This is a genomic window from Zobellella denitrificans, from assembly GCF_002237365.1.
Taxonomy (GTDB): Bacteria; Pseudomonadota; Gammaproteobacteria; order Enterobacterales; family Aeromonadaceae; genus Oceanimonas; species Oceanimonas denitrificans.
Genome location: NZ_NMUO01000061.1, coordinates 1 through 23,118, shown reverse-complemented (window position 1 = coordinate 23,118; position 23,118 = coordinate 1). Strand labels below are relative to the sequence as shown.

Genomic DNA, 23,118 nt, shown 5'->3' with positions numbered 1-23,118 from the left:
CCAGGACCAGCGCCGGGCGCTGCTGGCGGCCCACAACGCCGCCCCCACCTCGGCGCGCGCCACCGAACAGGCCGAACGCTGGGCCGGGGTACTGGCCCGGCGCTGCACCCTGGAGCACAGCCAGGGCTCGGGCTTTGGCGAAAACCTCTTCTTGGGCACCCTGGGGTTCTATGACGAGCTGGACGGGGTCAGGGCCTGGGAGGAAGAAAAACGCGACTACCGGGGCCAGCCCCTGACCCGGGCGCTGGCGCCGGTGGTGGGCCACTACACCCAGATGGTCTGGCCTTCCACCCGGGAGCTGGGCTGCGCCACATCCAGCTGCGGCAACAACCTGATACTGGTGTGCAACTACTACCCGCCCGGCAACTACCTGGGAGAAAGGGCCTACTGATGGCTCAACCCTCTTCTGCAGGCTCCGCCTCCCGCGCCAGCAGTTGCCGCTTGCGGGCGATGCCCCAGCGGTAGCCGGACAAGCCGCCGTCGGTGCGCACCACCCGGTGGCAGGGAATGGCCACCGCCAGGGCATTGGCGGCGCAGGCCCCGGCCACGGCCCGCACCGCCCGCGGCTGGCCGATGCGCCGGGCCAGCTCGGCGTAGCTGATGGTCGCCCCCGCCGGTATCTGCCGCAGGGCCTGCCAGACCTTCTGCTGAAAGACGGTGCCGCGGATATCGAGCGGCAGATCCTGCCCCTGACGGGGACATTCCACCAGGCCCACCACCCGGGCCACCCACTGCTCGAACCCCGTCTCGCCACCGATCAGCCGGGCGGCGGGAAAACGCTCCTGCAACTCCCGCAGCAGGGCCTCGGCATCGTCCCCCAGCAGGATGGCGCAGATGCCCTTGTCGCTCATGGCCACCAGTATGGCCCCCAGGCTGCACTGGCCGACGGCGAAGCGGATCTCGGTACCGGCCCCGCCGGCGCGGTAGCGCCCGGGGGGCATGCCCAGCAGCTGGTCGGCTTCTTCGTAGAAACGGCTGCCGGCGCCGTAGCCGGCCTCGAAGATGGCCTCGGTCACGCTCCGCTCCCGCGCCAGCGCCCGCCGCACCCGCTCCGCCCGGCAGGCCTGGGCATAGGCCCTGGGGCTGAGCCCGGTACCGGCCTTGAACAAGCGCTGCAGATGCCCGGGGCTGAGCCCCACCCTGGCCGACAGTTCGGCCAGGGTGGGGCTATGGTCCGCCTGCTCGATATGGCGGCACAGGGCCGTGATCAGCGCCTGCCGGCCGCCCGGGTCGGCCTGCTCTGGGCGGCAACGCCGGCAGGGCCGGAACCCCGCCGCCTCGGCCGCCATGGCCGAGTCATAGAAACGGATGTGCTCGGGCCGGGCCCGGCGCGACGGGCAGGAGGGACGGCAGTAGACGCCGGTGGTGATCACTCCGTAGCAGAAACGGCCGTCGGCGGCCGGATCCCGGGCCTCTACCTGGGCCCAGCGGGGATCCTGGATGATGTGTGCGGCGTTTTCGGCATGGCGGCGGCTCATGGGCGGGTCCTCGGTGCGGGATAATGGCCTTACTGTAGCTCCGTCGACGCCGCCCGGCACCCCGATTCTTGCGCTGGAATCCGCCCGCCGGGCGTGGAGGAAAGAGGCGGCATGGCGGGGCCCCGCCATGCCGGTGTGGGTATTACTTCTTGTCCTTGGTCTCGATCTGGTTGCCGATCACCCCGCCCACCACGGCGCCGCCAATGGTACCTGTGGTGCTGCCGCCGGTCAGCACGGAGCCGGCCACGCCACCGACGCCGGCGCCGATGGCGGTGTTGCGTTCCCGTTCGGACATGCTGGCGCAGGCCGACAGGCCCAGCAGCAGGACGGCGGCGAGGGCGCCGCCCGTCAGTTTCGTCTTGATGGTCATGGTCATTACCTCGGCTCTGTCTGTTCGCCCCGCCGGCACCCGGGTACCGGCCCCTTATCCTGATTGTATCCGCCGGAGACCCGGACGCCCAGCCGCCGGTCGCGCCCTGCGCAGACTGCTGTCGCTCAGGCGCTCATCTCGCCGCGCAGGGGCCGGCGCATCAGCTCGCGCACCCGCCCGGGATCGGTTTCCATCGCCAGCAGGTAGTGCAGCTTGGCGAAGGCCGCCTCCAGGGTCAGGTCGCCGCCGGGGATCACGCCGATACGGTTTAGACTGTTGCCGGTGGCATAGGTGCCCTGATCCACCTTGCCGTAGAGGCAGTGGGTGCGGTTGACGATGACCTGCCCCCGTTCCACCGCCGCTGCCAGCACCTGCATCAGTTCGGTGTTGGCGTCGGGCGGATTGCCCACCCCGAAGCTCAGCATGACGGCGCCGCGTACCCGCTCGTCGTCGAGCAGGGCACGGGCGGCCCGGGCGCTGATGCCCGGGTAGAGGCTGAGCACCGTCACCGCCTCGGGGTCGAACTCGGGAATGCGGAAGCACAGCGGCGTCGGCGGCAGCAGCAGGCCCGCCTCCGGCTCCAGGCGGATGCCGGCCACCCCCAGGGGGGGATGGTTGGGCGAGGCGAAGGCGTCCAGCTCGGTGGCCTTGAGCTTGGTGGTGCGGTTGCCCCGCAGCAGCCGGCCGTTGAAATAGATGCACACCTCGGCCAGCCCCGGCCGCTGGCACAGGTGCAAGCCGTTGATGACGTTGTCCAGGCCGTCGCTGCGTCGCTCGGACAGGGGGATCTGGGAGCCGGTGAAGATCACCGGCTTGTCCTGCCCCGGCAGCATAAAGGACAGCGCCGCCGCGCTGTAGGCCATGGTGTCGGTGCCGTGCAGCACCAGGAAGCCGTCGTAGTCCTGCCAGTGGATCACCAGCAGGCCGGCGATCTGGGCCCAGTGGGCCGGGGTCAGGTTGGCGCTGTCGATCAACTGGTGCAGCTCGATCACGTCGAACTCGGGCAGTTCCGGCTCGCCGCTGTCCGCCAGCCGCCGGCGCAGCAGCCGGGCGAACTCCGGATCCGGCTTGTGTCCCTCGCTGGAGGCCCGGCAGCCGATGGTGCCGCCGGTATGCAGTATCAGTACCCGTCCCATCTCAGGCCTCCACCGGCGCCACCATGGCCGCCGGGCTCAGGATGGCGGCCAGTTGCGCCTCGCTCAAGAGCCCTTCCTTCTGCACCAGCTCGGCCACCCCGGCCCCGCTCAGCAGCGCCTGGCCGGCGATACGGCTGGCGTTGTCGTAGCCGATATGGGGTACCAGGGCGGTGACGATGCCGATGCTGTTCGCCACATGGCTGGCGCACTGGGCTTCGTTGGCCTCGATGCCGCGCACGCAGCGCTCGTCCAGCATGCGGATGGCCTCGCCCAGCATGCGGCAGCTGTTGAGCAGGTTGTAGATGATCAGCGGCTCCATGGCGTTGAGCTGCAGCTGGCCGGCCTCGGCCGCCAGGGTCACCGCCAGGTCGGCGCCCATCACCTGGAAGGCGGTCTGGTTCATGGCCTCGGGGATCACCGGGTTGACCTTGCCGGGCATGATGGAGGAGCCGGGCTGCATGGCCGGCAGGCTGATCTCGCCCAGGCCGGTGCGCGGGCCGCTGGACAGCAGGCGCAGGTCGTTGCTGAGCTTGGACAGCTTCACCGCCAGCCGCTTGAGCACGCTGGAGAAGGTGACGAAGGCGCCCATGTCGGAGGTGGCTTCCACCAGGTTGCCGGCCAGGCTCACCGGCAGCTCGGCGATGTCGGCCAGCTCGTTCACCGCCAGCCGGGCGTAGCGCGGATGGGCGTTGATGCCGGTGCCGATGGCGGTGCCGCCCAGGTTGACCTCGCACAGCAGGCGGCAGGCGTCGTCGATGCGCGCCTCTTCCTCGCCCAGGTTGACGGCGAAGGCCTCGAACTCCTGCCCCAGGGTCATGGGCACGGCGTCCTGCAGCTGGGTGCGGCCCATCTTGAGGATATGGGCGAACTCACGGCCCTTGTCGGCCAGGCTGTGCTGCAGGCCGGCAATGGCTTCCTTCAGCGGCTGGGCGGCGAACACGATGGCCAGGCGGGCGGCGGTGGGATAGGCGTCGTTGGTGGACTGGGAGCGGTTGACGTCGTTGTTGGGGTGCAGCTCCTTGTACCGGCCGCGCTCGTGCCCCAGCTTGCTCAGGGCCAGGTTGGCGATCACCTCGTTGGCGTTCATGTTGGTGGAGGTGCCGGCCCCGCCCTGGATCAGATCCACGATAAACTGGTCGTGCAGCTCGCCACGGATGATGTCGGCACAGGCGGCCTCGATGGCCTCGGCCTTGTGGCCGGGCAGCAGGCCGAGCTGGTGGTTGGCGCGGGCGGCGGCGGCCTTGACCATGGCCAGGGCCCGGATCAGTTCGGGGAAGTGGCTGATGGGCACACCGGTGATGTTGAAGTTCTGCTTGGCGCGCTGGGTCTGGATACCGTACCAGGCCTCGGCCGGCACCTGTTGTTCGCCCAGAAGATCGTATTCGGTACGTGTTTGCATTTGGCTTCTCCCACCGGCTTGCACTGTTGTTTGACGAGTCAGACGACCGGGATCCCGAACAGGCAACGGAAGGATACAGCTAAGCCGACCGTCACATGCCATGGATGGCATGTGCGAGCGTACAGGGATGTATTCACAGCGTGTCGGCGTGCTGTGCCTTCCGGTGCCTGAGCGCGTTCGCACAGGTTCATCTGTTGGCGTTATTACAGCAACAAGGGGGGCTGACGGGGAATTTGGCGCCCTGTAGCAAAGTGGCGCTGTCTGGCGCACTGGCTGCATCAATCAGATACAGGCGCACTCTGTTGCAGGAAACCGACTTTGGGTACACTGGGCGCAGTTTTCCCGGAGTCCCTATGCATCACGATTTCGCCAAGAACCTGCGCCTGCTGTGCAGCTACTACAAGTCGGTGGCCGAGGTGTGCCGCAAGCTCAAGGTCAACCGGCCCCAGTTCAATCGCTACCTGAGCGGGCGCTACAAGCCCTCGGCCCACAGCCTGCGCCGGTTGTGCGACTTCTTCGGGGTGGAGGAACACGAGATCCTGATGCCCCACAGCCAGTTCGAGCTGCTGATCCAGGTGCGGCCCCGGCCGCGGGAAGAGGCGGAGGAACATCCGGAATACCGCCACCTGGATCTGCTGCAGGCCAACTCCCAGGGGCTCGACAAGTACCTGGGCTACTACTTCGAATACCACTATTCCATGGCCTTTCCGGGCAAGATACTGCGCAACCTGGTGTGCCTGGAGAAGCGGGACGGCCGCGTCTACTACCAGCGCACCGAGCGGCTGCAGCAAAGCCCCGGCGAGCGGGTCTACCACAGCAAATATCTGGGCATGGCCCACCTGCTGGCGGATCGCATCTTCCTGGTGGACTACGAGTCGCTGACCTGCAACCAGCTGACCCAGACCATTCTCATCCCTACCTTCAAGAGCCGGGTGGGCCGGCTCAGCGGCCTGCGCCTGGGGGCCTCGGCCAGCGGCGAGCGCATTCCCAGCTGCACCCGGGTGGTGTTCGAATACCTGGGCCACCGGGTGGACATCCGCCGCACCCTCAGGCTGTGCAGTACCTTCGAGGCGGACGGCGGCCAGATCTCGCCGGCCGTGCTTGCCGCCATCCGCAACGAGATGGCGCCGGGAGAACATCACTTCCGTGCCCGCCACTGTTTCTGATGTCAGGCCACCTGCCCCAGCCACAGCAGCCGTACCACGGCCACGTTGGCCAGGCTGACCAGGAACAGGAAGGCCACGTAGATCATCACCAGGTAGCGGAAATAGTGATGGGGGCTGTGGCGGATCAGGCCAGTCTCCTCCTGGTGCCGGCGGTGGGCGGCGGCGATCCTGGCGAACAGCCCCAGTTCGAAGTGCATCAGGAACAGGGTGATCAGGGATAATACCGTGCCCAGCAGGGGGGCGATCAGGATCCAGCCCTGCAGCACCCGGGTGATGTCGGGCTTGAGGTAGGGCACGGCCCCCAGCAGCACCACGGCGATGGTGATCTGGAACAGCTTCTTCCAGATATGATCGTGGCGGTATTTGTATTCGTCCCACAGCAGGGCGTGCGCGTCTTCGCTTTGCTCCACTCTCGTGCTCTCCGGCTTGTTGCATGACGCCACTATAGCACGGGCGCCAGCCCCAGCTCAGCGTTCGACGGGCGCGCCACATCGCCCCGGCTGTAGTCGCACACCCCTTCGGGGAACACCTTTTCCAGCATGGCCAGGTGGGGGCGCATGTCGAGCCCGCCATAAAAGCCCCGGATGAGCGCCTCGCTCACCGGCACCAGGGCGCACTTGAACAGCTCGCCGGTCAGGGGCGCGCCCGCCACGTTGCGCGGCGATCGGTAGGGGGGGTAATGGGCCAGGCAGGCGCCGGTGCTCGCATCCCCCCGCCAGGCGCCGTTCCACACATGCTCGCCCTCGGCGATCAGCTCGCCGGTGTCGGTCCAGCAGGCATCCCGGGCCGAGGCCGGCCTTTGCCCCGTGGTCAGCCATTCATCCAGTACCTCGAAGGCCTTGTCGCTGGGGTTGTAGGGCTTGCCGCTCTGCCAGATCACCAGATTGTCGGTGTTGCCCCGGGCCGCCCTGATCCGCAACCAGGACGACAGGGTGGCGTAGGAATGGTGCATGTCGAGCTCGTTGTCCAGATAGTGGCGCAGGTCGATCACCGGTATGTCGATATCGCCCAGGAACACATGGCCGGAACGGTAGGCGGCGGCGATGGCGGCCAGGTGCCCCCGGCTACGGGGCGCCGTCTTGACCAGATCCACCTGGTTGCGCGCGAAGACCCGCAGCGGCACCGGGCTGCCCGGGGTCTTCTGCATGTTGTGATCGCTCCAGATGGATACGTCCGCCAGGCTGTCATCCCCGGTCAGCACCCAGAGTTTTTCCTGGGCCATGTCTTTCGGCGCCTTCCAGCTGCCGATATTGGCGTTCAGGTGGAAGAACTCGGCCGGGCTGATCTGCCCCCGCACCAGGGCATCCAGGCCATACTGGACGCCGGTGTTGTCGTGGGTACGGTGGGCATAGCCGTCCTCCCCCACCCCGTAGACATGGGCCAGATCGTGCCAGTGGCTGAAACGTTCCTGCCTGGCCACCGCCGGCGCGTAATGATGGGCCCGGTGGGAATAGTGGGGGTTGTTGGTCAGGGGGGCCAGCCCGCGCCAGCTCTTGGAGCACTCGGTCGCCCCCGGCGGCAGGCCGGGCAGGCGCAGGCCGAGGCCGGCCATCCGCGCCCAGCGGTAGTATTTCTTGAACTCGTGCTCCACCTCGCTGCTGGCCGCCACGCCCATCACCAGGCCCCGGTTTTCCTGCACCTGCCAGCGCTGGTTGTCCCGGGCGGTCACGTCGAAATAGTACTCCAGCAGCTCGCAGTCCAGGGCCCAGATGCTCTGGGTGATCATGTCCGGGTAGCTGTACTGGGGAATGAGGGCGTCGAGCAGGCCGGGCTTGTTCTGGGCGATCAGGTACTGCTGCACCGCCCCGCCCGAGCCGCCGATGCCCACCGTATAGTCGGGCCTGCCGTAACGTGCCTCGAACTGGGCCTTGACCAGCTCGGCGGTGTTGGCCGCCAGCCACATGTTGTAGTGGTTGCTGGTGACGTTGCCGCTGGAGCCGGCCAGGGCGTAGCCCTGGGCCAGCTGGGTGACGAGCCGGCCGCCGATGCTGCCCAGGCTCATGCGCCCCTGGCGCTTGCCGATGCCCACCCCGCCCTTGAAGTGATAGATGAGCTTTTTATTCCAGTAGGGACTGTGCGTGTCGGTGACCGGCGCCTCGGGATCCGCCAGCATGGCGATCACGTAGATGAAGCGGTTGATGGTGCCCCGCTCCACCCGCAACACGAAGGGAATGGATTGGCCCCGCCAGTCCAGCCAGGCCAGATCCTCCGGTATGTCCTCATCGGGCCAAGGCCTGAAGTCGTCCCGTCCCTCCACCTTGTAGTAGTAATCCACCCGGGTCGGCAGCAGGCAGTCCTTGCTGTGCCCGAGCAGGCGTCGCTTGTCCTTGACCCCGTCCAGCTCCTCGAATACCGGCATGCCGATGCCTTCCCGGTTGTCCACCAGCGGCTGGCCCAGGTCCGAATCCTCGGTATTGCAGGCGAAGGGATACTGCAGGGGGCCGAGGGAGGTATCCACCGGCCCCACCTGGCCCGGGAGCACGGGAAAGTCGAAGGCGGACAGATCCAGGGAAACCAGGGAAGCGTGGGGGCCGCCGTAGGGCGCCCGGGGCGCGGCGGGATCGTAGCCGGGTGGCAGGGCCTCCACCACCAGCTCGGGCGGCTCCGGCAACAGGTGCCGGCCCAGCCGGGCCTGGATCTCGCCGCACCCGCTCAGGGCGACGACGAGGGCCAGCGGCACCAACAGGGATAGGGTGCGGGCCTGGTCCATGGCGCTCTCCTTTTTTATCCTGCCTGGCATTAAGGTTAGCCAATGGCGCCGCCGCCTACCCGGCATGGCACGATAAAAATCTCCTTGCACGGCGTTATAAAGCGGCTATGGTGGCGCCATGCCAGCAACAGGAGTTACCGATGGACAATCCCCTTTCCTTGCTCGTCTCCCGCCCCGGACAGGGCCTGCGGCTCAGGCCCCTGGCGCGGCGGGACGATGCCGCCCTGGCGGCCCTGATCCGCGTCGTCTCGGCCGAATACGGCCTCACCGCGGACCGGGGCTTCAGCGTGGCCGATCCCCATCTGGACCGACTCTCGGAGGTCTACGACAAGCCCGGCGCGGGCTACTGGGTGGTGACGGACGAAGCGGGACAGCTGCTGGGCGGCGCCGGACTGGGGCCGGTGGCGGGCCACCCGCGGGTGTGCGAGCTGCAGAAGATGTACCTGGCGGCCCCGGCCCGCGGCCTGGGGCTGGGCAGGCAGTTGGCGCAGCAGGTGCTGGATCAGGCCCGACGGCTGGGCTACCGGTACTGCTACCTGGAAACCACCGCCTGCCTGGAAGAGGCGCTGGCGCTCTACCGGCGCCTGGGGTTCACTCCCTGTGAGCGGCTGGGCGATACCGGCCACCACGACTGCGAACTCACCCTGATGCGCCCCCTCGGCTGATCACTCCTCGAAGTAGGTGCCCCAGCCGTCGTAGTCGATGCCGTATTTCTCGGCAATCGGCAGCAGCTGCGCCACCTGGGCCATGATGGCCTCCTCGGTCAGGGGACCATCCTTGATGGCGTCGAAGCAGAGCAGCACCTGACCCCGCTCCAGGGTCAGCTCTTCGGCGTCGGTCACCTCGAAGCCGGCCTTGAAGCAGTCCACCGCCGCCTTCTCCAGGCGGTTGAAGTCCTGGCCGGAGAAATGATGCTCTATGCTGTATTCCGCATCCGGGTTGCTGCCGTCCTCCAGCAGGGAGGCGATTATCTCGCGGGTTTCTTCCCGCCAGTCTTGCTGTTCACTCATAGAGGGCTCCTGGGCCGTAAAGCATTAGGGAGGACAAAGGGTGAGGCTCCGCCGACCCTCCGCGCCAGGGAGGGCGCGGCGGAGCCCCCAGGGAGGGGGTTACGGCGTGTCGGCGGAGCAGCACGCTTTGGCCAGGTACAAAAGATTTCAAACAGGCTCTTAGGGACGGCGCGCTTCCTTGTCCAGCGCCTCGATGCGCTCGGCGATCAGTTGGCGGCTGTGCTTGAGCAACTCGCGCAGCTGGGCCGGCTCGTACGGCTCGATATCGATGGGCGGCATAATATCGATCAGCACCTCGCCGTTGTCCCAGCGGTTCAGATCCACCTGGCCGAAGTAGCTGGAGCAGGCGATGGGAACTATGGGCACCCGGGCCTGCAGGGCGATATGGAAGGCGCCGGTCTTGAACGGCAGCAGGCCCTTGCCCTGGCTGCGGGTCCCCTCGGGGAACATCCAGATCGACATGCGGTTGTGGCGGATCTTGTCCACCACAGTGCCTATGGTGCCGGCGGCCTTGGCCTTGTTTTCCCGGTTGATCAGCAGGTTGCCGCTCAGCCAGAACAGCTGGCCGAACAGGGGGATCCAGAACAGCGCCTTCTTGCCGATGGCCACGGTACGCGGCATCACCACCCCCGGGTGGACGATGATGTCCCAGTTGCTCTGGTGGTTGGCGATATAGACCGCCGACTCGAGCCCCGCGACGTGTTCCAGTCCGCGGATCCTGATCTTGAGCCCCACCAGGGGACAGGCCTTGTGGAACAGCCGGCCGAGCAGGTAGACGTTGTTGGGGTGACGGGGGCGCAGCAGGCACAACAGGGTGCCCAGTACAAAGACCACTATCATGGCCAGGGCCAGCACTAGCAGCCGCAGCAACTTCAACATGAAGGAACCTCGCGTTAAGAGAGGCAGCAGTATACTGAGGGGACCCGGAGGGAACAAGGCCGGCCGCCCTGGTCGGGGCAGGCCGAGGCGGGCGTACCCACCTCGGCCGGTGCCGCTCAGGACAATCCGGGCTCGCCCCGCTCCAGGCGGAAGCCCTGCACCGCCAGTTGCAACTGCTCGGCCAGCTGGGCCAGTTCGCGGCTGGCGCTGGCGGTCTGATCGGCGCCGGCGGCGGTCTCCCCGCCCATGGCGTGGATATTGGAGATATTGCGGCTGATGTCCTCGGTCACCGCCGCCTGCTCGTCCACGGCGCTGGCAATCTGGGTGTTCATGTCGTGAATGGTCTGCACCGCCCGGCTGATCAGCTCCAGTGCCTGCTCCGCCTCCCGCGCCTGGGCCACCGTCTGCTCGGCCTGGCCGCGGCCATTGATCATCGCGGCCATGGCCTGCTCCGCGTCCGCCTGCAGCCGGGTGATGGTGGCCACTATCTCCTGGGACGACTGCTGGGTCTGGGCCGCCAGGTTGCGCACCTCTTCGGCCACCACCGCGAATCCCCGTCCCTGCTCGCCGGCCCGGGCCGCTTCGATGGCGGCGTTCAGCGCCAGCAGGTTGGTTCTGTCGGCAATCTCCTGGATCACCTGCACCACCGAGCTTATCCGGGTGCTGCTGTCGGACAGGGACTGCACCACCTGGCCGGTGGACGCCACGTCCTCCGCCAGCCGGCTGATGGAGGCCACCGTCTGCTGCACCACCTTTTTGCCCTGCTCCGCCGCTTCGTGAGCGGAACGGGCGGATTCGGCCGCCTGGCCGGTATTGTGGGACACTTCCTGCACGGTGGCGGACATCTGGTTGATGGCGGTGGCCACCTGTTCGGTGTCCTGCTGCTGGCGGCTCAGGTTGCTGCTGGTCTGCAGCGACACCGCCGAGGTTTCCTCCGCCGCCGAGGCCAGGCTGGCGCTGGACTGGTTGATCTGGCCGATCAGTTCACGCAGCTTGTCGGTCATATGGTGCAGCTTGCCATAGACCCCCTGGGTGCCCGAGGCGAAGCGCAGGCTGAGATCGCCCGCGGCGATATGACTGGCCACCCGCTCCATCTCGCCGGGTTCGGCGCCCAGGGGCTGCAGCACGGCGCGCCTCAGGGTCCAGCCCAGGATCAGGCTGAGTACCACCAGCAGCAGCGACATGGCCACCATCACCGTCACCATCAGCCGGTTGCGCGCCTCGGCGACGGCGATCTCCGCGTCCAGCCGGTGCAGCAGCAGGGTGATGAACTGGTTTACCGATTCCAGCATCAAATCCCGTTGCTGATCATAGGCGCTGCTGAACACCTTCAGCCGCGCCTCCTGCTCATGACCGGCCACCATCAGCCGGATCGCCTCATCCTCCAGCCGGGCCATGACCAGGGTGGCCTGGCGGCCCTTTTCCAGCAGCGCCAGCTCCTCGGAGGTCAGCTCCATGCCCAGCAGCATCTGCTCGTTGGAGAGGGTTCGGCCATCGACCCGGGGGCGCTTCCCCTCCGTCATGGCCAGCACATTGTGGTAAGCGGCCAGCTCCCGATCCGAGCCGGTGGCCACATGGTTGCGAATACGCGAGGTCAATTCGGAGGACATCATCCGCAGCAGGTTGGCCGAGTTGAAATAGTCGAATTTCTTCTGCTGGGCCTGCTGAACGCCCTGCTGGGACTGCAGCAGCAGGTAGAGGGCACCGCCCAGCACCAGCGCAAAGGTCAGCACCACCCCGAAAATCAGCCGGATAATGCCCTTGAGGGTCAAATCGCCCGTCATTGTTGTTCTCCCACCCCAGATAGACAAAAAAGTAAACAATATTGGATACATAATATTGCCCGATTATGCTCCAATTGTAACCAAAGTGAAATATACAGATGAGGCCGGCGGGGAGCGGACATGAAAAAGCCGCCCGAAGGCGGCTTCTCTGACGGGCGTGCGGGCTCAGCTCAGCTTGCCGTGGCACTGCTTGTATTTCTTGCCCGAGCCGCAGGGACAGGGATCGTTGCGGCCGGTCTTCTCTCCGTCGCGCACGAAGGGCGCCGCCTCGGCCCCCGCCTGCGGGCTTGCCGCCCTGGCCGGCTGGCCGTCGGCCAGCGGGTTTTCCGCTTCGGCATGGCTGTAGCTCTGGGGCAGACGTTCGGCCGCCTCGCGCCGCTTGGCCTCCGCCGCCTCCACCTCTTCCTGGGTCTGCACCCGCACCCGGCTGAGGATGCTGATCACCTCCCGCTTGAGGTTGTCCAACAACTGGGTGAACAGCTCGTAGGACTCGCGCTTGTATTCCTGTTTGGGGTTCTTCTGGGCGTAGCCGCGCAGGTGGATGCCCTGGCGCAGGTGATCCATGGCCGCCAGGTGCTCCTTCCACAGGGTGTCCAGGGTCTGCAGCATCACCGAGGTTTCGAACTGGCGCAGCACCGGCGCCCCCACCACCGCCTCCTTGTCGGCGTAAGCCTGGGAAGCCGCCGCCAGGATGCGCTCGCGGATCTGCTCGTCGTGCAGTTTTTCGTCCTGCTTCAGCCAGCCGGAAATCGGCAGATCCAGGGCGAAATCTCCCTTCAGCCGCTGCTCCAGCCCGGGCACGTCCCACATTTCCTCCAGCGACTGGGGCGGGATGTACTCGTCGACCACGGCGCTCAGCACGTCGTCGCGGATGACCTCTATGGTCTCCTTGATGTCGCCGGAATCCAGCAATTCGTTGCGCTGCTCGTACACCACCTTGCGCTGGTCGTTGGCCACGTCGTCGAATTCCAGCAGGTTCTTGCGGATATCGAAGTTGCGGGTTTCCACCTTGCGCTGGGCGTTTTCGATGGCCCGGGTCACCCAGGGGTGCTCGATGGCTTCGCCCTCTTCCATGCCCAGCTTCTTCATCATGGTGGTGACCCGCTCGGAGGCGAAAATCCGCATCAGGGCGTCTTCCATCGACAGGTAGAAACGGCTGGAACCCGGATCGCCCTGACGGCCGGCTCGGCCGCGCAGCTGGTTGTCGATACGGCGGGACTCGTGGCGCTCGGTGCCGATGATGTGCAGGCCGCCGGCATTGATCACCGCCTGGTGGCGCCGCTGCCAGTCGGCCTTGATGGCGGCAATCTGCTCGGGAGACGCCTCGCCCAGGGCCTCGATCTCCGCCATCCAGTTACCGCCGAGCACGATGTCGGTGCCCCGGCCCGCCATGTTGGTGGCGATGGTCACGGTGCCGGCCCGGCCGGCCTGGGCGATGATTTCCGCTTCCCTGGCGTGGAACTTGGCGTTGAGCACCTGGTGCTTGATGCCTTCCTGATTGAGGATGCGGGACAGCAGTTCGGAGTTTTCGATGGAAACGGTGCCCACCAGCACCGGCTGGCCCCGCTCCACGCAGTCCTTGATGTCGGCGACGATGGCCTTGTACTTCTCGGCGGCGGTCAGGTAGACCAGATCGCCCATGTCCTTGCGGATCATCGGCTTGTTGGTGGGGATCACCACCGTCTCCAGGCCGTAGATATGCTGGAACTCGAAAGCTTCGGTATCGGCGGTGCCGGTCATGCCCGCCAGCTTCTCGTACAGGCGGAAATAGTTCTGGAAGGTGATGGAGGCCAGGGTCTGGTTCTCGTTCTGGATCTTGACCCCTTCCTTGGCCTCCACCGCCTGGTGCAGGCCCTCGGACCAGCGCCGGCCCGGCATGGTGCGGCCGGTGTGCTCGTCGACGATGATCACCTCGTTGTCCTGCACTATGTAGTCCACGTTGCGCTCGAACAGGGTATGGGCGCGCAGGCCGGCGTTGACGTGGGCCAGCAGCACTATGTTGCCGGCGGAGAACAGGGAGTCCTCCTCCGCCAGCAGGCCCATGCGCTTGAGCTCTTCCTCCACGAAGATCTGGCCGGTTTCAGTGAGCAGGGCTTGCTTGTTCTTCTCGTCCACCGTGTAGTGGCCGTCGCCGGTGTATTCTTCGGTGTCTTCCTTGTCCTGCCTGACCAGTTTGGGGATCAGGGTGTTGATGCGGATATAGAGTTCGGAGCTGTCTTCCGCCGGGCCGGAGATGATCAGCGGGGTACGGGCCTCGTCGATCAATACCGAATCCACCTCGTCCACCAGGGCGTAGTAGAGCGGCCGCTGCACCCGCTGCTGGGGGGTGAAGGCCATGTTGTCGCGCAGGTAGTCGAAGCCGAATTCGTTGTTGGTGCCGTAGGTGATGTCGCAGGCGTAGGCATCGCGTTTTTCCTGGTGGCCCATGCCCGGCAGGTTGCAGCCCACGGTCAGGCCGAGGAACTCGAACAGCGGCCGGTTGGCTTCGGCGTCCCGGCGGGCCAGGTAGTCGTTCACCGTCACCACGTGCACGCCGCGGCCGGTCAGGGCGTTGAGGTAGACCGGCAGGGTCCCGGTCAGGGTCTTGCCCTCGCCGGTTTTCATTTCCGCGATCTGGTTGTGGTGCAGCACCATGCCGCCGATCATCTGCACGTCGAAGTGGCGCATCTCGAACACGCGCCTGGAGGCCTCGCGCACCGTGGCGAAGGCTTCCTGCAGCAACTGTTCCAGGGTCTCCCCCTGCTCCAGACGGGCGCGGAACTCGGCGGTCTTGGCCTGCAGCTCGGCATCGGACAGGGCCTCGAACTTGGGCTCCATGGCATTGATTTCATTGACAACTTTGCGCAACCGTTTGAGGGTTCTGTCGTTACGGCTACCGATTATCTTGGTGAAGAGTTTGGTAATCATGCTTGGCCAATAGTGATGTTGGAAGACAAGGCCCCACCCGGGCGGGGCCGAAAACTAGTTGGGCAGAAAGCGCGCCGGATCCAGCTGCTTGTTCCCCTTCAGTACCTCGTAATGCAAATGGACCCCGGTCGCCCGGCCGGTCCGGCCCATCAGGGCGATATGCTGGCCCTTTTCCACGTATTCACCCACCTCGACCAGCTTGGTATCCACATGGGCATAACGGGTGATCCAGCCCTGGCCATGGTTGATTTCGACCAGGCCGCCGAAGGCGGGGTGATGCTCGACCGTGCTGACCACGCCGGCGGCGGTGGCGGCGATCGGCTGCCCCAGTTTACCTGAAAAATCCACGCCCTTGTGCCAGCGGGTGCGGCCGGTGAAGGGATCCCGCCGCTGGCCGAAACCGGAACTGAGACGAACACCGCCATCTGGCACCGGATGTCCCTGGATCCGGGTAATTTCGTTTATATGGAGATTGAGCAGCAGAGATTCAAGGGCGGCCAGGGTCATGCCCTGCTCCCTGGACTGCGCCGACAGCCGGGCCAGGCCCTGGTGCAGATCGGCAAAGCCGCTGAAGGGCCGCTTGAGCAGATTGGGATCCGGCCGTTGCAGGCTGATTTCGTCGCCCAGATCGTAGTCGTTCACCAGCCGCTGGCCGACCGCCGTCAACTGGCCCAGTTCCGCCTGCAGCTGGCCCAGGCGCTGGCCGATGCGCTTGAGCTGCAGTTGCTGGCTGCGCTGCTGCTGCTCCAGCTGGCGGGCGAGCTGTTGATTGTGCTGCTGGGTGTTCTGCCACTGGCTGTACAGGTAGAGGGCCAGCGGCAGCTGCAACAGCGCCAGCACCATGAAAAACCGGTGGAACAGGGGGCGCGAGGGCGCGACGGCAAGAGTGGGATTGGTCATCATTTACACTACGGAGGAAAAAAACAAAACACGCCGGCGCGGAGAGATGCCGGCGTGTTCGGGGCAGGTCAGGCGGGGCTGAAGGCGCTGTCGTAGTAACGGATCGGCGATTCGGCACCCTGCTCGCCAAAGGTCACGATTTCCCAGGCCTCGGCGTTGGCCAGCAAGGCCCGCAGCAGGCTGTTGTTCAGGGCGTGGCCGGTCTTGTAGGCGCGGAACTCGCCCAGGATGCTGTGGTTGCACATGTAGAGATCGCCGATGGCGTCCAGCATCTTGTGCTTGACGAACTCGTTGGGATAGCGCAAGCCGTCTTCGTTCAGCACCTTGTAGTCGTCCAGCACCACGGCGTTTTCCAGGCTGCCGCCCAGGGCCAGGTTCTGGGAATGCAGGTACTCGATGTCGCGCATAAAGCCGAAGGTCCGGGCCCGGCTCAGCTCCTTGACGAAGGCCGCGCCGGAAAAATCCAGCACCAGGTGCTGGCTCTGGCCTTCGAACACCGGGTGCTTGAAGTCGATGGTCAGATCCATCTTGAAGCCGCCACGGTAAGGCCGGAACTCCGCCCACTTGTCGCCGTCTTCCACCCGTACCGGCTGCTTGACGCGGATGAAGCGCTTGAGCGCGTTCAGCTCGCGGATGCCGCCGGACTGCAGCAGGTAGATGAAGGGATGGGAGCTGCCGTCCATCACCGGCACCTCGGGCGCGTCCACCTCGATATAGAGGTTGTCGATGCCGAGGCCGGCCAGCGCCGCCGACAGGTGCTCTATGGTCGACACCCGCACGCCTTGCTCGTTGACCAGGGCGGTGCACAGCATGGTGTCCCTGACCAGGGCGGCATCGGCCCGGATCTCCACCTGGGGATCCAGATCGGTACGACGAAACACGATACCTGTGTTGGCCGGCGCAGGGACGAAGGTCATCTGCACCTTGTGCCCGGAATGCAGGCCGATTCCGGTGGCCCGCACGGTATTTTTCAGGGTTCGTTGTCTAATCATAGGGGTACCCGCAAGTCAAAAAGGCCCGGTCCGAACCAAATTCAAATGGTCAGACATGCTAGCACAATAATCCGCCTACGCCAATTGAGAGCCTTTCTCAGTCGGCCTGCTTGCGCAGGAAGGCCGGGATATCCAGGTAGTCCAGATCGCTCTTGGCCTGGGTGCTGTCGGCGTTGACCGCCAGCTTGCCCGCCTGCTCTTCCCGCACGCTGTCCATCCGGCGCATGCCGTTGTCGTCACGGCTGGAGCCGGACTTCACCAGGGTGATGTCGGGCTTGCGCTCGGCGCCGATGCCGGTGGCCACCACGGTCACCCGCAGTTCGTCGGTGATCTCCGGATCCAGGACGGTGCCCACCACCACGGTGGCGTTCTCGGAGGCGAAGGCCTTGACCGCGTTGCCCACGGTTTCGAACTCCTCGATGGTCATGTCGAGGCCGGCGGTGATGTTCACCAGTATGCCCCGGGCACCGGCCAGATCCACGTCTTCCAGCAGCGGGCTGGAGATGGCCTTCTCGGCGGCTTCCTCGGCGCGGTCTTCACCGGTGGCGCTGCCGGTACCCATCATGGCGGTGCCCATCTCCCGCATCACGGTGCGCACGTCGGCGAAGTCGACGTTGATGAGGCCGGGGCGGGTGATCAGCTCGGCGATGCCCTGCACCGCGCCCAGCAGCACGTTGTTGGCGGCCTTGAAGGCGTCCAGCAGGGAGATGCCGCGGCCCAGCACCTTGAGCAGCTTGTCGTTGGGAATGGTGATCAGCGAATCGACGTGCTTGGCCAGCTCGTTGATGCCCTGCTGGGCGTAGTTCATGCGCTTCTTGCCTTCGAAGGCGAAGGGCTTGGTCACCACCGCCACCGTGAGGATGCCCAGCTCCTTGGCCACTTCCGCCACCACCGGCGCGGCGCCGGTGCCGGTACCGCCACCCATGCCGGCGGCGATAAACACCATGTCGGCGCCGTCCAACAGGTCGCGGATGGCGTCCTTGTCTTCCAGCGCCGCGTCCCGGCCCACTTCCGGATTGGCACCCGCGCCCAGGCCTTTCGTAATGGCGCTGCCGACCTGCAGGGTGGTGCTGGCGCTGGAGTTGCGCAGGGCCTGGGCATCGGTATTGATGGCCAGGAATTCCACGCCTTCCAGGTTCTCGCGCACCATGTGCTCGACGGCGTTACCGCCGCCGCCACCCACGCCCACCACCTTAATGACGGCTTCCTGCTCGTGATCATTCATCAGTTCAAACATAAGACTCTCTCCGCTTTAGCTCTTGGTTGATTCCTGCCAAGATTAAAATTCGCCACGCAGCCAGTTGCCGACCCGTTTCAACAGCCCGGTCACGCTGGCCTTATTGTTGTAGTCCTGTTGAGGCATGGACTGGTGTTCCCGGCCGTAGTGCAACAGCCCCACGGCGGTGGAATACACCGGTGTCTCAACGTAATCCGACAATCCCTTGACCCCGCCCGGCTGGCCGATGCGCACCTGGCACTGGAAAATCTGCTCGGCGCACTCCACCAGTCCCTCGATCTGGGCCGCCCCGCCGGTAAGCACCAGGCCGGCGGCCAGCTGGTGCTTGACCCCGGCCTTTTTCAGTTCGCTCTGCACCTTGCTCAGTTCCTGGTTGATCATGCCGAGCAGCTCGCTGTAGCGGGGCTCGATCACCTCGGCCAGGGTCTGGCGCTGCAGGCTGCGGGCCGGGCGGCCGCCCACGCTGGGCACCTCTATGGTGTCTTCCTTGCTCACCAGCCGGCTGAAGGCGCAGCCGTGCCGTACCTTGATCGCTTCCGCATCCAGCGGCGGGGTGCCGAAGGCATAGGCGATGTCGCTGGTGACGGTGCTGCCCGCATAGGGGATCACCTTGGTGTGGCGCAGGGCGCCGCCGGTGAACACCGCCATGTCCATGGTGCCGCCGCCGATGTCGACTACGCATACACCCAGCTCTTTCTCATCGTCGGTCAGCACCGCGTAACTGGATGCCAAGGCGCTGAAAATAAGCTGGTCTACTCGCAGGCCCAACCGCTCCACGCATTTTTCGATGTTGCGCGCCATGTCGTTGTGGCAGGTGATCAGGTGCACCTTGGCGTGCATGCGCACCCCCGACAGGCCGATGGGATTCTTGATCCCCTCCTGGAAATCGATGGAGAACTCCTGGGGCAGCACATGCAGCACCCGGTGCTCGTCGGACAGCCGCACCGACTTGGCGGTGTGGATGACGTTGTCCACGTCTTCCTGGGTCACTTCCTCGTCGGACACCGGCACCATGCCGGTCTCGTTGCGGCACTCGATGTGCTTGCCCGACAGGCCCAGGTAGACGGAGGTGATCTGGCAGTCCGCCATCATCTCCGCCTCGTCCACCGCCCGTTTCAGCGACTTGACCACCGACTCCAGGTCGTTGACGCCGCCCTTGTCCATGCCCTTGGAGGAGTGGCTGCCGAGACCTATGATGTTCAGGTCGCCGTCCGGCAGCACTTCGCCCACCAGGGCCGTTACCTTGGCCGTGCCGATATCAAGCCCGACGATCAGATTTCGTTCCGCGCTCTTGGTCATTATCAGTCTCTTCGTCCTGCTTCCATCCCACTGCCAGCCCGGTATCGTAGCGCAGGTCGAGGTAGGCCACCCGTTCCCGCCCGACGATGCCCGGGTAGACATCAATAAATCGTTGCAACCGGGTCTCGATATCGTCCCGCCCCAGGATCAGCCGCACCCCGCCCGTCAGGGTCAGCTCCCAGGAACGCCGGGGGGTGAGATGGACCCGCTCGATCTCGTAGCCCCTCGGTTGCAGGAACCGCTGCAGGGACCGGTATTCCTCCAGTACCCGCCCGGCCTCGTCGTCCGGCCCGGACAGGGACACCAGCTCCAGCTCGCCGTGTTCGGCCCTGAATATCTCGCCATGGGCGTTGACCATGGCGTCCTGGTTCCACAACGCCGCCACCGGCTGCTCCACGATATAGACCCTCAGGGTATCGGGCCACTGCTTGCGCACCGATACCTGGTAAACCCAGGGCAGCGACAGCAACTGCTGCTGTACCCGGTCCACCTCCAGGGTGAGGAAGTTGCCCACCTCGGGCAACTCCAGCACCGACTCCCGCACCTCATCCCGGCTCAGGTAACGGTGCTCTCCCTGGATCAGCAGATGGTTGACCGGCAACTGGTTGGCCGCCGTCATCCACATCAGCAAGTGCCCGCCGGCCCACAACAGGCCCGCCAGCACCACCAGGAAAAAGCCCAGGCCGCCGATGAACTCCAGCCGGGTACGGGTCGCGACCGTGGCCATTTCAGTACGCCATCTCCAGCACCCTGACCACCAGCTGGTCGAAGGACAGGCCGGCCACCTTCGCCGCCTTGGGCACCAGGCTGGTTTCGGTCATGCCCGGCACCGTGTTCACCTCCAGCAGCCACCACTGGCCCTGGCGATCCCGCATCAGGTCGACCCGGCCCCAGCCGCTGGCGGCCACCGCCCTGAACGCCGCCAGGGACAGCTCGCCCAGCTCCCGCTCATCCTCCTTGCTCAGGCCGCAGGGGCAGAGGTACTGGGTATCGCCGGACTGGTACTTGGCCGAGTAGTCGTAAAAGTCATGGGGCGTGCGCAGCCGGATGGCCGGCAATGCGCGCTCGCCCAGGATGCTGACGGTGTATTCGTCGCCCTCGATAAAGCTCTCGATCAGCACCTCGTCGTCGAACCGGAAGGCTTCCTGGATGGCATCGGCCAGGGTGGCGGCATCGGTGGCCTTGGTCATGCCGATGCTGGAGCCCTCGTGGGACGGCTTGACGAACACGGGGCCGCGAAACTGGGCCAGCAGCACCGCCGCGTCGCCCGGATTGAAGTCGTTTTTATGCACCACCCGAAACTCGGCGGTGGGCAGGCCCATGGCCTGCCAGACCTGCTTGGTGCGGATCTTGTCCATGGCCAGCGCCGCGCCCAGCACCCGGGAGCCGGTGTAGGGAATACCCAGGTGTTCCAGCGCCCCCTGCAGGGTGCCGTCTTCCCCGCCCCGGCCGTGCACCACGATAAAGGCCCGCTCGAAGCCATCTTCCTTCAGCCGGGACAGCGGGTAGTCCCGGGTGTCGATGCCATGGGCATCCACCCCGGCCCGCTCCAGGCCGGCCAGCACGGCGGCGCCGGAACGCAGGGAGACTTCCCGCTCGGCGGAGCGCCCGCCGTACAACACCGCAACCTTGCCGAACTGACTCATAGCTGTTCCCCCTGTTGTTTCATCGCCGCTATGGATAACTTGAGTTGGCCGAGCTTGCGCGCCAGGCCGCCCACGTTGCCGGCGCCCTGGGTCAGTACCAGGTCACCGTCCTGCAACAGATCCGCCAGCACGGCGGGCACCTCGTCGGGGCTGGCCACGTAGATGGGTTCCAGCTGGCCACGGCTGCGGATGGTGCGGCACAGGGCCCGGCTGTCGGCCCCGGGAATGGGCGCCTCGCCGGCACTGTACACCTCCAGCAGGATCAGCACATCGCTTTTCGACAGCACCTCGACAAAATCCTCGTACAGATCGCGGGTCCGGCTGTAGCGGTGGGGCTGGTAGATGGTCACCAGCCGGCGCTCGGGCCAGCCGGCCCGTACCGCGTTCTGGGTGGCGCGTACCTCGCTCGGGTGATGGCCGTAGTCGTCCACCAGCTTGACCCGGCCGCGCCCGGTATCGAACTCGCCGTACTGCTGGAAGCGCCGGCCCACCCCTTCGAACTTCTTCAGGGCCGCCAGTATGGCCTCGTCGTCGATGCCGTCCTCGCAGGCCACGGCGATGGCCGCCGCCGCATTCTGGGCATTGTGGCGGCCGGGCAGGTTGAGCTGCACGTCCAGGCAGCTGCCGTCGGGGCGGCACACCTTGAAGGTGCTGTGATCCTGCTGTTGGGCGAAGTCTTCCACCCGGTAGTCGGCGTCCTCGGCGAAACCGTAGGTCACGAACTGGCGGGCCACCCGGGGCAGCAGGCCGCGGATGACGTTATCGTCGATGCACAGCACCGCCAGGCCGTAGAAGGGCAGGTTGTGCAGGAAGTCGATAAAGGTGCCTTCCAGCTTGCTGAAGTCGCCGCCGTAGGTATCCATGTGGTCGGCTTCGATATTGGTGACGATGGACACCATGGGCTGCAGGTGCAGGAAGGAGGCATCGCTCTCGTCCGCCTCGGCGATAAGATAACGGCTGCTGCCCAGGCGGGCGTTGCAGCCGGCGCTGTTGAGCAGGCCGCCGATGACGAAGGTGGGATCCATGCCCGCCTCGCCGTAGATGCTGGCCACCAGGCTGGTGGTGGTGGTCTTGCCGTGGGTGCCGGCCACCGCCACCCCGTGGCGGAAGCGCATCAGCTCGGCCAGCATCTCGGCCCGGCGCACCACCGGGATGCGCAGCTCCCGCGCCGCCAGCAGCTCGGGGTTGTCGGCCTTGATGGCGGTGGACACCACCACCACGCTGGCCTCTTCCACCTGTTCGGCGGCATGGCCCAGGTAGATGGTGGCGCCCATGGCCGCCAGCCGGTCGGTCACGGTGTTGTAGGCGATGTCGGAGCCGGAAATGGCGTAGCCCTCGTTGGCCAGCACCTCGGCAATACCGCCCATACCGGCACCGCCGATGCCGATGAAGTGGATACGCCGCACCCGTCTCATTTCGGGGATGATGCTTCTCAGTTTCGCCAGTTCAACCTTGGTCATGCCATTCTCTCAGTGTTATTTCGCCAGCGTGCGCAGGCAGTCCGCCACCCGCTCCGCCGCATCGGTAATCGCCAGGGCCCGGGCCCGGCTGGCCATGGCCAGCAGCTGTTCCCGGTTGCCGGCCAGTTGCATCAGTTCCGCCGCCAGCCCCTCGGCGCTGAGCTCGGACTGGGGCAGCAACAGGGCCGCGCCCTGGTCCGCCAGGGAGCGGGCATTCTTGGTCTGGTGATCGTCCACCGCATGGGGCAGCGGCACGAAGATGGCGCCCAGGCCGGCGGCGGCGATTTCCGACACCGTCAGCGCCCCCGCCCGGCACACCACCAGATCGGCCTCGCCGTAGGCGGCGGCCATGTCGTCGATAAAATCGCTCACCTCGGCCTCGATGCCGCGTGCCTCATAGGCCGCACGCACCGCCTCGGCATTGCCACGGCCGGTCTGGTGCCGGACCCGAACGTTGCCGGCCAGGGCCACTGCCTCGGGCAGGGTGTCGTTCAACACCCTGGCGCCCAGGCTGCCGCCCACCACCAGCAGCCGCAGCGGCTGGGGCGAGGTATCGATGCGCTCGGCGGGCGCCGGCAGGGCCACCACCTCCGGGCGCACCGGGTTGCCCACCACCAGGGCGTGGTCGCCCTCGGCAAAGGCGCCGGGAAAGGCCATCAGCACCCGCCGGGAAAACTTCGCCAGCAGGCGGTTGGTCAGGCCGGCGGCCGCGTTCTGCTCGTGCAGCACCAGGGGAATGCCCGCC

Annotated in this window: 21 protein-coding genes; 3 read left to right on the top strand and 18 right to left on the bottom strand. The window is 66.1% G+C overall.

The genetic code is table 11. The features are described from left to right. On the top strand, positions 1 to 391 hold a 391-nt coding region (locus CGX12_RS13090), incomplete at its 5' end, for a CAP domain-containing protein (protein ID WP_142995626.1). A 4-nt stretch (positions 392 to 395) separates the two neighbouring features. Here the strand turns inward: CGX12_RS13090 and ada are convergent. The 4 genes from ada to CGX12_RS13070 form a co-directional block, all read right to left on the bottom strand. Then, on the bottom strand, positions 396 to 1,478 hold the full coding sequence (gene ada, locus CGX12_RS13085) for a bifunctional DNA-binding transcriptional regulator/O6-methylguanine-DNA methyltransferase Ada (protein ID WP_094040316.1): 1,083 nt from the start codon (positions 1,476 to 1,478) through the stop codon (positions 396 to 398). A gap of 142 nt (positions 1,479 to 1,620) precedes the next feature. Further along, entirely contained in the window at positions 1,621 to 1,848 is a 228-nt protein-coding gene (locus CGX12_RS13080; RefSeq protein WP_198401756.1) for a YMGG-like glycine zipper-containing protein, read from the bottom strand. A 125-nt stretch (positions 1,849 to 1,973) separates the two neighbouring features. Further along, entirely contained in the window at positions 1,974 to 2,984 is a 1,011-nt protein-coding gene (locus CGX12_RS13075; RefSeq protein WP_094040314.1) for a type I asparaginase, read from the bottom strand. Position 2,985: 1 nt separating this feature from the next. Further along, positions 2,986 to 4,383, bottom strand: coding sequence for an aspartate ammonia-lyase (locus tag CGX12_RS13070; RefSeq protein ID WP_094040313.1), 1,398 nt, complete (start codon positions 4,381 to 4,383; stop codon positions 2,986 to 2,988). A 353-nt stretch (positions 4,384 to 4,736) separates the two neighbouring features. Between CGX12_RS13070 and CGX12_RS13065 the strand changes: the two genes are divergently transcribed. After that, positions 4,737 to 5,549, top strand: coding sequence for a helix-turn-helix domain-containing protein (locus CGX12_RS13065; protein WP_094040312.1), 813 nt, complete (start codon positions 4,737 to 4,739; stop codon positions 5,547 to 5,549). 2 nt (positions 5,550 to 5,551) lie between these two features. On the opposite strand, the gene CGX12_RS13060 is transcribed toward CGX12_RS13065, so the two are convergent. Both CGX12_RS13060 and CGX12_RS13055 read right to left on the bottom strand, forming a co-directional pair. After that, complete coding sequence (locus CGX12_RS13060; RefSeq protein ID WP_094040311.1) at positions 5,552 to 5,959, bottom strand: hypothetical protein; 408 nt, start codon at positions 5,957 to 5,959, stop codon at positions 5,552 to 5,554. A 32-nt stretch (positions 5,960 to 5,991) separates the two neighbouring features. Beyond that, complete coding sequence (locus CGX12_RS13055; RefSeq protein ID WP_094040310.1) at positions 5,992 to 8,259, bottom strand: DUF6351 family protein; 2,268 nt, start codon at positions 8,257 to 8,259, stop codon at positions 5,992 to 5,994. 140 nt (positions 8,260 to 8,399) lie between these two features. Here CGX12_RS13055 and CGX12_RS13050 point away from each other — a divergent pair, with 140 nt between their 5' ends. After that, a complete protein-coding gene (locus CGX12_RS13050; RefSeq protein WP_094040309.1) occupies positions 8,400 to 8,924 on the top strand; it encodes a GNAT family N-acetyltransferase in 525 nt (174 codons plus the stop codon). Here CGX12_RS13050 and rraB read toward each other — a convergent pair whose 3' ends face one another. From rraB to CGX12_RS12990, 12 genes are all read right to left on the bottom strand, one after another. After that, positions 8,925 to 9,269 (bottom strand): ribonuclease E inhibitor RraB, encoded by a 345-nt coding sequence (gene rraB, locus CGX12_RS13045; RefSeq protein WP_094040308.1) that lies wholly within the window; start codon positions 9,267 to 9,269, stop codon positions 8,925 to 8,927. 159 nt (positions 9,270 to 9,428) lie between these two features. Then, positions 9,429 to 10,148, bottom strand: a complete 720-nt coding sequence (locus CGX12_RS13040; RefSeq protein WP_094040307.1) for a 1-acylglycerol-3-phosphate O-acyltransferase — start codon at positions 10,146 to 10,148, stop codon at positions 9,429 to 9,431. Positions 10,149 to 10,264: 116 nt separating this feature from the next. Beyond that, positions 10,265 to 11,932 carry a methyl-accepting chemotaxis protein gene (locus CGX12_RS13035; protein WP_094040306.1) on the bottom strand — a complete coding sequence of 556 codons (1,668 nt, stop codon included), beginning with the start codon at positions 11,930 to 11,932 and terminating at the stop codon, positions 10,265 to 10,267. Positions 11,933 to 12,097: 165 nt separating this feature from the next. Beyond that, a complete protein-coding gene (gene secA / locus CGX12_RS13030) occupies positions 12,098 to 14,839 on the bottom strand; it encodes a preprotein translocase subunit SecA (protein ID WP_094040305.1) in 2,742 nt (913 codons plus the stop codon). Between the two features lie 54 nt (positions 14,840 to 14,893). Continuing rightward, positions 14,894 to 15,739 carry a M23 family metallopeptidase gene (locus CGX12_RS13025; RefSeq protein ID WP_176442063.1) on the bottom strand — a complete coding sequence of 282 codons (846 nt, stop codon included), beginning with the start codon at positions 15,737 to 15,739 and terminating at the stop codon, positions 14,894 to 14,896. Between the two features lie 68 nt (positions 15,740 to 15,807). Next, positions 15,808 to 16,731, bottom strand: a complete 924-nt coding sequence (gene lpxC, locus CGX12_RS13020) for a UDP-3-O-acyl-N-acetylglucosamine deacetylase (RefSeq protein ID WP_094040303.1) — start codon at positions 16,729 to 16,731, stop codon at positions 15,808 to 15,810. A gap of 97 nt (positions 16,732 to 16,828) precedes the next feature. Then, positions 16,829 to 17,968 carry a cell division protein FtsZ gene (ftsZ, locus tag CGX12_RS13015; RefSeq protein WP_094040302.1) on the bottom strand — a complete coding sequence of 380 codons (1,140 nt, stop codon included), beginning with the start codon at positions 17,966 to 17,968 and terminating at the stop codon, positions 16,829 to 16,831. A gap of 42 nt (positions 17,969 to 18,010) precedes the next feature. Then, positions 18,011 to 19,267, bottom strand: a complete 1,257-nt coding sequence (ftsA, locus tag CGX12_RS13010; protein WP_094040301.1) for a cell division protein FtsA — start codon at positions 19,265 to 19,267, stop codon at positions 18,011 to 18,013. After that, positions 19,227 to 19,994 (bottom strand): cell division protein FtsQ/DivIB, encoded by a 768-nt coding sequence (locus CGX12_RS13005; RefSeq protein WP_094040300.1) that lies wholly within the window; start codon positions 19,992 to 19,994, stop codon positions 19,227 to 19,229. The genes ftsA and CGX12_RS13005 overlap by 41 nt, the downstream gene beginning before the upstream one ends. A 1-nt stretch (position 19,995) precedes the next feature. Then, complete coding sequence (locus tag CGX12_RS13000; RefSeq protein ID WP_094040299.1) at positions 19,996 to 20,913, bottom strand: D-alanine--D-alanine ligase; 918 nt, start codon at positions 20,911 to 20,913, stop codon at positions 19,996 to 19,998. Further along, the gene (gene murC, locus CGX12_RS12995; RefSeq protein ID WP_094040298.1) at positions 20,910 to 22,373 is read right to left on the bottom strand and encodes a UDP-N-acetylmuramate--L-alanine ligase; all 1,464 of its coding nucleotides are present in this window, start codon (positions 22,371 to 22,373) and stop codon (positions 20,910 to 20,912) included. The genes CGX12_RS13000 and murC overlap by 4 nt, the downstream gene beginning before the upstream one ends. Positions 22,374 to 22,388: 15 nt before the next feature. Then, positions 22,389 to 23,118: UDP-N-acetylglucosamine--N-acetylmuramyl-(pentapeptide) pyrophosphoryl-undecaprenol N-acetylglucosamine transferase (locus CGX12_RS12990; protein WP_142995625.1), on the bottom strand; the 730-nt coding region annotated here is incomplete at its 5' end.

Coding starts and splice junctions, on each gene's coding strand:
- CGX12_RS13070 (WP_094040313.1), bottom strand. CDS start 4,383: ATGCAAACACGTACCGAATACGATCTTCTGGGCGAACAACAGGTGCCG.
- CGX12_RS13040 (WP_094040307.1), bottom strand. CDS start 10,148: ATGTTGAAGTTGCTGCGGCTGCTAGTGCTGGCCCTGGCCATGATAGTG.
- CGX12_RS13005 (WP_094040300.1), bottom strand. CDS start 19,994: ATGGCCACGGTCGCGACCCGTACCCGGCTGGAGTTCATCGGCGGCCTG.
- CGX12_RS13035 (WP_094040306.1), bottom strand. CDS start 11,932: ATGACGGGCGATTTGACCCTCAAGGGCATTATCCGGCTGATTTTCGGG.
- CGX12_RS13080 (WP_198401756.1), bottom strand. CDS start 1,848: ATGACCATCAAGACGAAACTGACGGGCGGCGCCCTCGCCGCCGTCCTG.
- secA (WP_094040305.1), bottom strand. CDS start 14,839: ATGATTACCAAACTCTTCACCAAGATAATCGGTAGCCGTAACGACAGA.
- CGX12_RS13050 (WP_094040309.1), top strand. CDS start 8,400: ATGGACAATCCCCTTTCCTTGCTCGTCTCCCGCCCCGGACAGGGCCTG.
- ftsA (WP_094040301.1), bottom strand. CDS start 19,267: ATGACCAAGAGCGCGGAACGAAATCTGATCGTCGGGCTTGATATCGGC.
- ftsZ (WP_094040302.1), bottom strand. CDS start 17,968: ATGTTTGAACTGATGAATGATCACGAGCAGGAAGCCGTCATTAAGGTG.
- lpxC (WP_094040303.1), bottom strand. CDS start 16,731: ATGATTAGACAACGAACCCTGAAAAATACCGTGCGGGCCACCGGAATC.
- ada (WP_094040316.1), bottom strand. CDS start 1,478: ATGAGCCGCCGCCATGCCGAAAACGCCGCACACATCATCCAGGATCCC.
- CGX12_RS13000 (WP_094040299.1), bottom strand. CDS start 20,913: ATGAGTCAGTTCGGCAAGGTTGCGGTGTTGTACGGCGGGCGCTCCGCC.
- CGX12_RS13065 (WP_094040312.1), top strand. CDS start 4,737: ATGCATCACGATTTCGCCAAGAACCTGCGCCTGCTGTGCAGCTACTAC.
- CGX12_RS13055 (WP_094040310.1), bottom strand. CDS start 8,259: ATGGACCAGGCCCGCACCCTATCCCTGTTGGTGCCGCTGGCCCTCGTC.
- rraB (WP_094040308.1), bottom strand. CDS start 9,269: ATGAGTGAACAGCAAGACTGGCGGGAAGAAACCCGCGAGATAATCGCC.
- CGX12_RS13075 (WP_094040314.1), bottom strand. CDS start 2,984: ATGGGACGGGTACTGATACTGCATACCGGCGGCACCATCGGCTGCCGG.
- murC (WP_094040298.1), bottom strand. CDS start 22,373: ATGACCAAGGTTGAACTGGCGAAACTGAGAAGCATCATCCCCGAAATG.
- CGX12_RS13025 (WP_176442063.1), bottom strand. CDS start 15,739: ATGACCAATCCCACTCTTGCCGTCGCGCCCTCGCGCCCCCTGTTCCAC.